The organism is Sorangium sp. So ce590 (genome assembly GCF_051521365.1).
GTDB lineage: Bacteria > Myxococcota_A > Polyangia > Polyangiales > Polyangiaceae > Sorangium.
This window is the reverse complement of record NZ_CP150346.1, coordinates 1,230,397-1,242,544: the sequence shown is the minus strand read 5'-3', so window position 1 is coordinate 1,242,544 and position 12,148 is coordinate 1,230,397. Positions and strand designations below refer to the sequence as shown.

The 12,148-nt window shown below is 73.0% G+C and carries 9 protein-coding genes; 5 read left to right on the top strand and 4 right to left on the bottom strand.

Features of this window, described 5'->3' with window-relative positions; translation table 11 throughout:
• The first annotated feature begins 1,152 nt into the window (after positions 1–1,152).
• Entirely contained in the window at positions 1,153–2,076 is a 924-nt protein-coding gene (locus tag WMF28_RS04545; protein ID WP_437600809.1) for a hypothetical protein, read from the top strand.
• Between the two features lie 108 nt (positions 2,077–2,184).
• Here the strand turns inward: WMF28_RS04545 and ppk1 are convergent, their stop codons facing one another.
• A complete protein-coding gene (gene ppk1 / locus WMF28_RS04540; RefSeq protein WP_437600808.1) occupies positions 2,185–4,548 on the bottom strand; it encodes a polyphosphate kinase 1 in 2,364 nt (787 codons plus the stop codon).
• 43 nt (positions 4,549–4,591) lie between these two features.
• Here ppk1 and panC point away from each other — a divergent pair, with 43 nt between their 5' ends.
• Together panC and tmk are read left to right on the top strand one after the other, a co-directional pair.
• The gene (gene panC / locus WMF28_RS04535; RefSeq protein WP_437600807.1) at positions 4,592–5,482 is read left to right on the top strand and encodes a pantoate--beta-alanine ligase; all 891 of its coding nucleotides are present in this window, start codon (positions 4,592–4,594) and stop codon (positions 5,480–5,482) included.
• Positions 5,483–6,184 (top strand): dTMP kinase, encoded by a 702-nt coding sequence (gene tmk / locus WMF28_RS04530; RefSeq protein ID WP_437600806.1) that lies wholly within the window; start codon positions 5,483–5,485, stop codon positions 6,182–6,184.
• A 109-nt stretch (positions 6,185–6,293) separates the two neighbouring features.
• On the opposite strand, the gene WMF28_RS04525 is transcribed toward tmk, so the two are convergent.
• On the bottom strand, positions 6,294–7,850 hold the full coding sequence (locus tag WMF28_RS04525) for a hypothetical protein (protein WP_437600805.1): 1,557 nt from the start codon (positions 7,848–7,850) through the stop codon (positions 6,294–6,296).
• A 449-nt stretch (positions 7,851–8,299) separates the two neighbouring features.
• On the opposite strand from WMF28_RS04525, the gene WMF28_RS04520 reads away from it, so the two are divergent.
• Complete coding sequence (locus tag WMF28_RS04520; RefSeq protein ID WP_437600804.1) at positions 8,300–9,433, top strand: vWA domain-containing protein; 1,134 nt, start codon at positions 8,300–8,302, stop codon at positions 9,431–9,433.
• 53 nt (positions 9,434–9,486) lie between these two features.
• Here WMF28_RS04520 and WMF28_RS04515 read toward each other — a convergent pair whose 3' ends face one another.
• Entirely contained in the window at positions 9,487–10,686 is a 1,200-nt protein-coding gene (locus WMF28_RS04515; protein ID WP_437600803.1) for a tetratricopeptide repeat protein, read from the bottom strand.
• Between the two features lie 336 nt (positions 10,687–11,022).
• Between WMF28_RS04515 and WMF28_RS04510 the strand changes: the two genes are divergently transcribed.
• Entirely contained in the window at positions 11,023–11,244 is a 222-nt protein-coding gene (locus tag WMF28_RS04510; protein WP_437600802.1) for a YdcH family protein, read from the top strand.
• Between the two features lie 192 nt (positions 11,245–11,436).
• Here the strand turns inward: WMF28_RS04510 and WMF28_RS04505 are convergent, their stop codons facing one another.
• Positions 11,437–11,952 carry a hypothetical protein gene (locus tag WMF28_RS04505; RefSeq protein WP_437600801.1) on the bottom strand — a complete coding sequence of 172 codons (516 nt, stop codon included), beginning with the start codon at positions 11,950–11,952 and terminating at the stop codon, positions 11,437–11,439.
• Positions 11,953–12,148 lie beyond the last annotated feature (196 nt).

Genomic DNA, 12,148 nt, shown 5'->3' with positions numbered 1-12,148 from the left:
CGCGCCCGGGTCTTCGGCGCGGCGCGCGGGGGTCGGGCGCGTCGCGGGGCGCATCGCCGGAGCGGTGACTGACGCGCGCCGACGGCGCTCCAGGGCGCTCGGGGGGCTGCGCGTCGCGCCCGCGCGCGGCACGAGGCGGACGCCGACACGCGCCGGCGGCTCTTGGCGGCCCGGCGGCTGTTCGGTACGGTCGCTGCGTGGCGAAGAAGCTTTCACGCTCTCAGCGTAGAGAAAGCCGGCGGAAGGCGCCTCAGAGCGGCGCCGCGTCGGGGGCAGCGTCCCGCTTGGACACGAGGGTCGCGGGGCCCTCGTCGCGAAGCGACCCGGGCGACAGCGCGACGGAGAGAGGGCCGGTCGCGGCGCGCCTCGCTCCCACGACGAGCCGCCAGGGAGACGACGCCCCCCGCGCGACAGCGCGCGGCGCCGCCGCTGCGAAGGGCGAGCAACCGGCGCGAGCGCGCGGCGGAGGCACGCGCGCGAAGGCGGGGAGAGATCGCGTGCTCCTGGTCTTCCTGGGCCTCGTCGGGCTCGCCGCGGTGATCGTGTTCGCCGCGCAGTCGCCCCGCGCGCCGGAGCGCGCCAGGGAGGAGCCCGCGAGCACCGCGCGGACGCCGCAGGAGCGCGAGGCGCCGGAACCCTCCACCGCGACCCCCGCTGCGCCGACGGAAGCGGGCGAGCTGCCGGCGCGACCTCCCGTCGATTCGTCGCCGCCGACCATCGTCACGGCCGAGGCGGCCGCAGGGGCGCCGGCGAGCGCCGCGGCCTCGCAGCACGCTGCGGCCAGCGCCGGCCCGCAAGGAGCAGCGACCGGCGCCGCGTCCGCGGCTGCAGCACCGCCGAAGAAGCGAGCAGGCGCGGCGAAGCCGGCCGCCGTGCCGTCCGGAGCGACGCCGACAGGTGCGACGCCGCCAGCCGCCGCGACGCCGACAGCGGATGCGACGCCGACAGCCGCGGCAACGCCGACAGCCGCCGCGACGCCGACAGCCGCGGCAACGCCGACAGCCGCCGCGACGCCGACAGCCGCCGCGACGCCGACAGCCGCCGCGACGCCAGCGGCGACGCCAGCGGGGGCGACGCCGCCGGCCGCGGCACCACGGCCCGCCGAGGCTCCCCTCGAAGGATCAAAAACGCCGCGATGAAAGGACGCCCGAGATGCTTCGCTTGAATGCCTTGCCCGACGCCGCCCGAGCGCCGCGCCGCTCGCCGCTCTCCTGCGGGCGGGCGTTCGCCCTGCCGCTCGGCGTCGCGCTCTCCGGCCTCCTCGCCGCGACGACGGCGGTCGCGCAACCGGCGCCGCAACGACAACCCCCTGCGGCGTCGCCGGCGCAGCCTGGGGCCACTCCGTGGCAGCCCGGCGCGGCCGCGACGCCGCAACTGGCCGCGGCGCCGCAGCCCGGCAGCGCTCCCCCCGGGCCGCCTGGCGCCGCGACGCCACAGCCCGTTCCGCCAGCTCCCGCCGGGCCGCCCTACCCCGCGGCGCCCTACCCCGCGGCGCCCTACCCCGCGGCGCCCTACCCCGGGCCGCCCTACCCCGCGGCTCCGGGCGCCGCGACGCCGCAGGGGGGCCCTCAGCCCGCGCCGGGAGCATCGCCGGGCTACCCGCCGCCGGGATACCCGCCCCCCGGCTACCAGGGCGGCTACGCTCCCTATGGCGGTGCGTACCCGCCGCTGCCGCCGGGCTATCCGTCGAGCGCGGCGGAGATCCCGCCTGCGCCGCCCCCGGCTCCGCTGCGTCGAAAGAGCCCGAGCCTGATGCTGGGCGGCATCGCGCTCACCGCCGGCGGCACGATCGCGTTCTTCGCCGGGACCGGCCTGCTCGCCTCGGCGAGCGAGCGCTACGAAATCTACTGCGATTTCGGGGGCTACACCGGCATCTGCGACACGCGCACCGACGGCCCCCGTCAGGTCGCCGGCGCGCTCGTCTCGATCGGAGGCGGCATCATGCTCGCCGTGGGCATCCCGCTCTGGATCATCGGCGGCAAGAAGGTGCCGGCCACCGCCGATGCCCCCGAGAAACCCGCCCAGACGACGCTCTCGCTCGGCCCCGGATCCGCCGCGCTGCAGACGCGGTTCTGAGAGCGCCCCCTCGCCCGCTCCCGGCGCGCGCGGCGGCCCCGAGCGGCTCGCCTTGCCCGCTTCACCGTCTGCGCTGCCCGCGCGCGAGGCCGCCGGGGCGCCCGTCGCTCAGGAGAGGCCCTTCTTCTTCTTGCCGCCCTTGCGGTGCCGCGACTCTCCGTCCGACGCGTTCGCAGGCATGCGGAGGATGTGGAAACGCCCGCCGCCGCGCGCCAGCGGATCGCTGAGCTTCACCCGCTCGCGCGCGACCTCGATGAAGCGCTGCTGCGACCGCAGCGTGGGGGCGCCGGAGGGCACCTGGAGCTTGTGGTAGCTGCCGTCGCTCGCGAGCTCCCAGGTCTTCGCCGTGTCGGAGGTCGAGGTGCTCAGCATGTCCTCCACGCGCGCGCGGAGGGAAGGCTCGATGATCGGGACCATCAGCTCGACGCGGCGATGGAAGTTGCGCGGCATCCAGTCGGCGCTCGACATGTAGACCTCCTCGTTGCCGCCGTTCGCGAACCGGAACAGGCGCTTGTGCTCGAGGAAGCGATCGATGATCGCGCGCACCTGGATCCGCTCCGAGAGCCCAGGGATCCCAGGCCGGAGGCAGCAGATGCCGCGCACCGCGAGCTTGATGTCGACCCCGGCCTGCGACGCCGCGTAGAGCGCGTCGATGACGTCGACGTCCACGAGCGCGTTCATCTGCGCCAAGATCTCCGCCTTGCGCCCGGCCCGCGCGTGCGCCGTCTCGCGCGCGATGAGGCCCAGCACCGCCTGGTGCAGGCCGAGCGGCGCCACGATGATGCGGTTCCACTTGGGCGGCGCGCTGTAGCCCGTCAGGAGGTTGAAGAGCGACGTCATGTCCTCGCCGATCTCCCGGTTCGCCGTGAACAGGCCGATGTCGGTGTAGAGCCGCGCCGTCTGCGGGTTGTAGTTGCCCGTCGAGAGGTGCACGTAGCGGCGCAGCCTGTCCTTCTCGCGCCGCACGACGAGCAGCGCCTTCGCGTGCGTCTTCAGCCCGAGCAGCCCGTAGATCACCTGCACGCCGCTCTGCTCGAGCATCCTCGCCCACTGGATGTTGCTCGCCTCGTCGAAGCGCGCCTTCAGCTCGACGATGGCCGTCACCTGCTTGCCGCTCTCGGCCGCGCGGGCGAGCGCCTTCAGGATCGGCGAGTCGCCGCCGGTCCGGTAGAGCGTCTGCTTGATCGCGAGGACGTTCGGGTCGTCCGCCGCGCGGGAGACGAACTCGGCGATCGGATCGAACGACTCGTACGGATGGTGCAGGAGCACGTCCTGCTCCCGGATGACGGCGAAGATGTCCTCCACGTCCCGGAAGACCGGCGGGACCTGCGGCGAGAACGGCTCGTCGCGGTACTCGCGGCGCTCGTCGTCCGCGACGATGCCCATGAGGTCGGCGATGTGGAGCGGCCCCCGCACCCTGTAGACGGCGAGCGACGCGTCGACCTTGAGGGCGCGGCAGAGCCGCTGGACCGAGGTGCCGGCGCCCTCGCCGATGCCGATCTCCAGGCGCACGGCGTTGCCGCGATCGCGCCGGCGGAGCTCGGCCTGGATCGTCTCCAGGAGGTCCTCGCCCTCCTCCTCGTCGATCTCGAGGTCCCAGTTCCGGGTGACGCGGAAGGCGTACGTCCCGCGCAGCCTGCCCGAGGGGAAGAAGTCCTTCACGTGCCGGGCGATCACGTCCTCGAGCAGGACGAAGGCGCGCGTCGCGCCCTCCAGGCGGACCTTCATCAGCCGGCTCAGCATCGGCGGCACCTGGATGACCGCGAAGCCGGGCTCCTGCGCCTCATGCTCCCGGGAGAACATGATCCCGAGGTTGATCATCTTGTTGCGCAGGTGCGGGAACGGGTGCCCCGGATCGATCGCGATGGGCGTGAGGATCGGGAAGATGTCCGTGCGAAACCGATCGTCGAGCGCGCCGAGCTCGGCCGGGCCGAGCTCGTCCGGCCGGACGATCACGATGCCGGCGCGCCGGAGCGCCGGGATCAGGTCCGAGTTCCACAGCTGGTAGGCGTCGTCGACGAGCGCGTGGACCCGCGCGCCGATCGCCACGAGCTGCGCGTGGGCCGTGAGCCCGTCCGGCGGGACCTCCGCGATCGTGCGCTGCGTCTGCGCCTGGAGGCCGGCGACGCGCACCATGAAGAACTCGTCGAGGTTGGAGAAGAAGATGCTCAGGAACTTGAGGCGCTCGAACAGCGGCACCTCGTGCGATCTCGCCTCCGCCAGCACCCGCGCGTTGAACTCGAGCCACGAGAGCTCCCGGTTCAGGTAATGCGCCGGGTCGCCCTCGATCGGGATCGGCCCCGAGGGGACAGGGATCGACACCGGGCCGCTCGCCGGCGCGGCGCTCCCTCCAGAGATCGCTCCGGCCGGGTCGCTGGAGCCCGCTCCGGGCCTGTCGGCCTGGTCGGCATCCGTGTCGCCGCCGGAGCCGGAGGCGAGGGTTGTATCCGTGGAGGAGGGCAGGTCAACCATGGTCGAAGCTCCGATTTTAGCCCAGGTCTGATAGGGTCCGCCCATGGATTTCTGGCGACATCCGGGCGAGCTGAGGCACGCCTGCGAGCGAGCGCGCGCGGCGGGACGCCGCGTCGGTCTCGTTCCGACGATGGGCGCGCTCCACGCAGGCCACCTCGCGTTGATCGCGGAGGCGCGGCGGAGAGCGGACTTCGTGGCGGTGACCCTCTTCGTCAATCCGACGCAGTTCGGCGCCGGCGAGGATCTCGCGCGCTACCCGCGGACGCTCGAGCGCGACCGCGCCGCCTGCGCCGAGGCCGGCGCCTCGGGCATGTTCGCGCCGGAGGCCGCGGCGATGTACCCGCCCGGCGAGGAGACGCGCGTGCGCGTCGGCGCGACCGCGGCCCCGCTCTGCGGCGTCCACCGGCCCGTGCACTTCGAGGGCGTCGCCACCGTGGTCACGAAGCTGCTCGCGCTCGCCGGCCCGTGCGTCGCCGTCTTCGGCCGGAAGGACTACCAGCAGCTCCAGGTGATCCGGCGGGTCGTCGCCGATCTGTTCTTGCCGGTCGAGGTCGTCGGGGCGACGACGGTGCGCGAGCCCGATGGCCTCGCCATGTCGTCGCGGAACGCCTACCTGTCGCCCGAGCAGCGGAGCGCGGCGCGCGCCATCCCGCTCGCCCTCGCCGAGGCGTGCCGCGCCTTCGCCCGCGGCGAGCGGCGCCCCGCCGCGCTCCTCGGACCCGCGCGCGCGCGCCTCGCGGCCGTCGCGACGAGCATCGATTACGTGGACCTCGCCGATCCGGAGTCGCTGACGATCTGGAGCGAGGAAGCGGCGATCGGCGACCGGGCCCTGCTCGCGGTCGCCATCCGCCTCGGGACGGCGCGCCTCATCGACAACGTCGTCCTCGGGGAGGACGCGCCGCCCGTCGCGAAAGCGGGCGAGGAGGTCAGCTAGATGGCGAAGAGGAGCTCCGAGCAGGAGGGCCCCGCGCCCTCCCCGCGCCCGGCGGGAGAGACCGGCGGCGGCGTCTTCATCGTCTTCGAGGGCATCGACGGCGCCGGCACGAGCACGCAGGCCGAGCGCTACGCGGCGCACCTCAGGGCCGCGCGGCGCCTCGTCCACGTCACCCGCGAGCCGAGCGCCGGGCCGGTGGGCGCGCTGCTCCGGCAGGTGCTGACCCGCCGGATCTCGCTGCCCAGCGCCCGCCAGGCCGAGGTGATGGCGCTCCTCTTCTCGGCCGACCGCCTCGATCACCTCGGCGCCGAGGTCGAGCCGCTCCTCCGCGACGGGTACGTCGTGATCTCGGATCGCTACGACCTGTCGAGCCTGGCCTACCAGTCCACGACGGCGGCCGACGGCGGGGATCCAGAGGAAATCCTGGAATGGATCCGAATACTTAACCGCCACGCGCGGCGCCCCGACGCCACGGTGGTGATCGACGTGGCGCCCGAGATCGCCGAGAAGCGGCGCCGCGGCCGCGGGGGGGCAGAGGAGCTGTTCGAGAGGACCGAGCTGCAGGCGCGGCTCGCGGAGGCGTACCGGCGGGCGGAGGAGCTCGTGCCGGGCGACCGCGTCATCCACATCGACGGGGGTGGCCCGGTCGAGGAGGTCTCCCGCGCGATCACCGCCGCGCTCGGGCCGTTCGTGGAGCGGTGAGCCGGGGCGGCGGCTCATCGAGCCTCCGAGAGGAGCCGCGGAGGACGCGGAGCGTCCGTGTCTCCCCGCGCTCTCTGCGCCTCGGTCGTCCGAGCTCTCGAGTCGCGCGCTACGGACAGGCCGCGTTCGCGATCTCCACGTCGTCGATGTTCCAGCTCGACACGGTGTCGACGAAGGAGTCCCGCCCGATCTCGTAGCCGAAGCGGATCCGCAGGCTCGCGTTCTTGTGGGGGGTCAGGTCGTAGCGCATCTTCGTCCAGGCCGAGTCGCGGACGCCGGGGTAGGGCCCCGACTCGAAGAGCACCTCCCACCGGACGCCGTCGTAGACCTCGACCCGGTTCGTCATGTGGGGCGCCTCATCGCTGTTCAGGAAGCGCCAGAACGTCAGGTACACGCCGCCCGTGACATCGGCGTTGATGACAGGGCTCGTCAGGTGGAAATACGGGTGGACGCCGGGGGGGGCGTTCCCTCCGATGACCACGCCGGCCAGCCCGTTGTCCGGCGTCGCCGTGTGATCGAGCGCCGGATCGGCGTGCCCGTAGGTCTGCCCGGTGGAGGCCGCCGCCGCGCCGATCTGCCAGGTCGGACCGAGCTCCCACCCGGCCGCGTTGCTCTCGAACGTATCCCGGAAGTAGACAACCGGCGCCGCCGCGGCGCCGCCGCCCTGGCAGACGCCGGCCAGACAGGACTCCCCCACGGTGCACCAGTCGCTGTCGACGCAGACGCCCCCGTCGGGGACCGGGCGCGGCGTGCACACCCCGGCGTCGCTGCAGACGCCGCGCGTGCAGCCGACGGTCTGTGAGGAGCACGATTCCCCGGGGGTAGGGATGGAAATACAGGCGCCGTGCTCGTCGCAGACGCCACGGTTGCACTCGTCGGTCCCGGAGATACAGGCGCCGCCCGGCGCGATCGGCTCAGCATAGCAATTGCCAGAGCCCGGATCACAGGCGCCACCGTCGCACCCGACGCTCAGCGCGCTGCAGTCCTTGGGGACGCCCCCCTCGCAGCGGCCGCTCTGGCAGGTCTTGCCGACCCTGCACAGGTCGCCGGAGTCCGCGCACGGCGTCCCCTCGTTCCCCGGGACCGCCTCGCACGCACCGGTGGCCGGGTTGCACGCGCCGATATGACAGGAGTCCGGTACTTGGAAGAAGAAGCAATCCCGCTGGGTCCCGACGCAGGCGCCGTCCACGCACGCCGCGTTGAGCACGCAGCGGTCTTCCGTCGCGCACGACGCCCCGTTCTCCTTCGCCTCCACCCCGCAGCGGGGCTCGCCGCCCGCGTCGACGCACGTGACGAGGTGACAGCCGTCCGGCGCGATGCCGCAGTCCTCCTGCGCGCCGCCCTGACAGACGCCGTCCTCGCACGTCTCGCCGACCGTGCAGGCGTCCCTGTCGTCGCAGGGCTCCCCGCCCGCGCTGGGGACGAGCTCGCACGCGCGCGTCGCCTCGTTGCACACGGCCGTCATGCACTGCGATGTCGGGACGAGCGAGCAGTCTATCTGGCACGGAGCGCCGGCCCCGCCGCCGCTCCCACCGCTCGAGACATCCGGCCCGGCAGCGCCGCCGCCGCCCCCCGCCGCGCCCGAGCTGCCAGCGGACGTCGCGGCCGAACAGCCAAGTTCCGTCAGGGCGACAGCGGCAATTACCCAGGGAATCCACCTAGTCATGTTCGCCTCTTTCCAGCAATCGTGACGCACCTCGTGGGAATTACGCGTCCTTCGCGGCTGCGCAAGGAAACATGATGTTCCGGCGCGCGAGCACCCGGAACGGTCAGCGACGACGAAGGGCGACGAACGGCGACGAACGGCGACGAACGGCGACGAACGGCGACGAACGACGGCGGCGAGGAGCGCCGCGCCGGCGGCGCGGGCGAGGACAAGAGAGCTGCAAGGAGCCGTGAGAAGCCGCGAAAGCAAAGACAGCGACGAGAGCGAAGACATCACGAGACCAGCAAGGCCCACAAACCGGAGAGCCCCTATCGCCCCGCGATCGAGAGATGCACTATGCTGACGAGATCGTCTCGGAGCTCGGCCACCCCTCGATAGACAGACTACTTCGCGCGTGGAGCCCGCGCGGCCGCGAGCCACGTCGCATCCATTTGCAGAGGAGCGCAGAGATGTCCTTCCGACGTCATTTCGTGTTTGCCCCTTTCCTCGTCGCCGCCGGGCTGGCCGCTCCATCGGGCGGCTGCGCGGCCACCGAGGACAGGAGGCCCCCGCGCGCCGACCCGCCGGAAGACGCCGAGAGCGGCGGAGGCGGCGCCTTCGGGGCGAGCGGCACGGGCGGAGGCGCGTCGCTCAGCGCGGGAGGGTTCGACGCGACCGGCGCGGGCGGCTTCGACGAGGGGACCTCCTGCGCACAGACGAGCGCAGCGGCCGCGCTCATGCCGCTCGATATGCTCATCTTGCTCGACCGCTCCGGCAGCATGCTCGGCTCGAAATGGAGCGGCGTCACGAGCGCGCTCTCGGCCTTCGTGAACGACGCCGCCTCCGCCGGGATGAACGTGGGGCTGACCTACTTCCCGCGGGGCAACAACGGAATGAACGACTGCGACCACACGGCCTACGACCAGCTCGCGGTCACCATCGGCGAGCTGCCGCTGCACACGCCCGAGATCACCGGCTCCATCCGGGGCACCTCGCCGGGCGGCGGGACGCCCATGCGCCCGGCCCTCCAGGGGGTGCTCTCGAACGCGACCGCCTACAAGGACGCGAACCCGTCCCACAAGGTCATCGTCGTGCTCGCGACCGACGGCGACCCCTCCGGGTGCGCCGGAAACACGGTCGCGAGCACCGCGGAGATCGCGCAGCGGGCGCTCAACTACAACGGTGTTCAGACCTTCGTCATCGCCGTGGAAGGCGCGACCCTGGCCAACCTGGACCAGATCGCCGCCGCCGGCGGGACGGCGCGCGCGTTCGACGTCACCGCGGACGTCGCCGCGTTCTCGGCGAAGATGGCCGAGATCCGCGCGTCGGCGCTCCCGTGCGAGCTCCTCCTCCCCGAGCCGCCCGCGGGCGCGACGCTCGACACGAGCCGGGTCGCGGTCAGGTTCGCGGCGGGGAGCTCCAGCGCGCTGGAGATCCCGAAGGCGGACGACGAGGCCGACTGCGGTCGGGGGCCAGGGTGGTATTACGACGACGAGCTGCTCCCGAAGAAGATCATCCTCTGCGCCGCCTCCTGCGGGGTCGTGCAGCGCGAGGTGCAGGCGAAGCTCGACGTGCTCTTCGGGTGCGAGCCGACGCTGAACTGAGCGCCTCGCGCCCGGCCGCCGGCGCGGGGCTCACGATCGGCGCGGCGCGGGGCTCACGGCCGCCGCGGCGCCGCCGTCTTCAAGGCGTCGAGCGCGGCCAGGAGCTCGGCCTCGGTGAACGGGAGCCGCGCGAGCGCCGCCTGCTCGTCGGCGAGCGCGAGCTCGATCTCGCGCTGCGCGTCGCGGGCCCGGAGGACCCACCCCGACGACTCCCCGGTGCGGTCGCCGAGGTGGACGGTGCCGGCGAGCATCTTCTGCCCCTTCTCCAGGAGCACGCGGTAGCGCAGGCGCATCGCGCCCTCGAAGAGCTGCTTCTTCCGCGGGGTGTCGGCGCTCGGCGGCGGCGGGACCCGCATCACGTCGCGGTGGAGCTCCTTGTAGAGCTGCCCGATGCGGTAGCCCGCCATCGCCGACCAGTGGGCGTCGAGGCTCCGCATGGCCTCGGTGTAGGCACCCTGCGCATCGAGCAGCCCCTGGCAGCGCCGCTCCAGCGCCTCGGCGAAGCTCGCCGGCACCGGCACGAAGGTGATGGCCTCGCTCCGGCGCCGCCGCACCTCGCCGAGCGCAAAGCTCACCTGCGCGAGCTCGATCGGCGGCTTGCCCGACTCGCCCAGCCGGTGCGCCTCGATGAGATCGCGCGCGAGCCCGACCTGACGCGCCGCTTCATCCACGAGATCCTGCTCGACGAGGCCGAGCGCGAGGGCGCCGCGCGCCTCGATCGCCTCGAGCACGCTCAGATCGCCGAGGCGGAGCAGGCGGCGCGAGACCTCGACGAGCTCGGGCCACCGCTCGAGGGCGGCCGCCGCGCGCGCGAGCCGGAAGAGGGCGCCGCGCGCGACCGCGTGGTCCGGGAAGCGCCGCGCGACCTCGCGGTAGCGCTCGGCCGCGAGCGCGCGGTCGCCGAGCGCCTCGTGCGCGAGCCCGGCGTTGAACAGGCTCGGCGGCGCGACCTCGCCGTCGGGCGCGAGACGGACCAGCCGATCGAACAGGGGCGCCGCCTCGCGCGCCTCGTCGGCCAGGAGCAGCGCGCGCGCCCGTTCGAACTCCGCCGCGAGCTCGGCGTCCGAATAGGGCGATATGACGACCGGTGCGAGCTCGACAGGCGCGCGCGCCGAGGCCGCTTGCGGCGAACGCGCCCGGGCCGGCGCCGTGGCCTCCGAAGTGCATCCACCGAGGAATACTTGGAATATTGTGAAAACAAGGACCGCCGCAAGGGTGAGGAGAGCGTGCGGGGCGGTGCTGGTTCTCGACATGGCCCGGGAAGAATAGCCCCACGCTCGAGGTTGTTCCGCTTCGTGCATGGACGGAGCTCTCAGTCTGGCCGTCCGCAACGGAGGTGGATTGCTGTGCGCACTAGGGCAATCCCCTGTTTCGGCTGCTGCTCCGTGGCGTTGCAGAGGGTACCGCCCGACAAAAAGCCTGCATTGATCCGCCATGTTGCGGTAATCTCGCATTCGTTCCACAGGCCGCTGTTTGGGCTCGTAGCTCGTCGGCGGCGGTCTCCTCTCCAGCGACGATCAAAACGAGGGTTCCTGTTGTGGGCTCTCGAAGGGTTCACGGCCCTGTGGTGGGGCCTTGGAGGTGGGTACATGAAGCATCAGATCATCTCTCCTCGCGCGGTGACGTCGGTCGGCCCGGAGCAGCGGCTCAGCATGGCGGAAGCGCGTCATCGCGAGCTCGACTCGCGCCTCAGGCAGCTGGGTCGGCGGGCGTTCTTGACACCGGGGGAGAGGATGGAGGCAGCCCAGCTCAAGAAACACAAGCTCGCCGCGAAGGACGAGATCGAGTCCCTGCGCCAGCGGCTCTCGTAGCGGAGCCCGACGGACCGACGATCTCCAGCGCCACGAACGGCGCCCCGCCCCGCATCTCCCCCTCACTGTTGCTGTCCAGTCGATCCGGCGCACCCACACGGTGGGACGGCCGCACGCGGCGCGATGCCAGCGCGCGGCGCAGCGCCGCCGGCGCGCCGCGGCACGACGACCGCGGACGCCGGCGCGTTGAGGTCAGAGCGTGGGCGCCGGGGCTTCCGGCGCGTCGGCCGGCGATCCAGGAGCCGCGTCGGGCGGCGGCGCAGCGTCGTGCGCGGCGCCGGTCTCCGGCAGCCCCTCGGCGCCGCCGTACACGTCGCGGTTGAGATCCGCGAGCGTCTCGGTGAGGCGGATCTTCTGCTCGCTCGTGACGCCTCCGGGGGTCTGCTTCTCGATCGCCGCGGCGAGCCCGAGCCAGTGGCGCGCGTTGTCGCGGTAGCCCTTGCGCGGATCGGCGACACCGGTGCCCTGCGGCGCAAGCTCGGCCAGGCGGTAGTCCGTCATGCCCCGGAGGTAGGCGTACTGCGCCCGCTCCGGGAGCGAGAACGAATCCATGTCGTGCTCGAGCACGCGGAACAGCGAAAGCGCCTGCTCGAACCGGTTCGCCTCGTAGTGGCTGCGGGCGCGATCGAGATCCTGCGTGTAGGTCGCGCAACCCGGCGCGAGGGCGAAAGACGAGAGGAGAAGGACGCACGAGACCAGGCGGCGCATGCGCGGAGGGTATCTCCCGCGTCGCGGCGCGATCAAGCGGGAAGGCAGCCCACCGCGCGGCGGCCGCCGCCTCCCGGGGCGCCCCCACCGGCCCGAGCGGAGATCGCGAAGGATATCCGCGGAGCCGTGGAGTCGCTGCGGAAGCAGGCGTGAGCCGTGGAAACGCCGGGAGCGGCCGGGATCCCGGCCGCCGGCG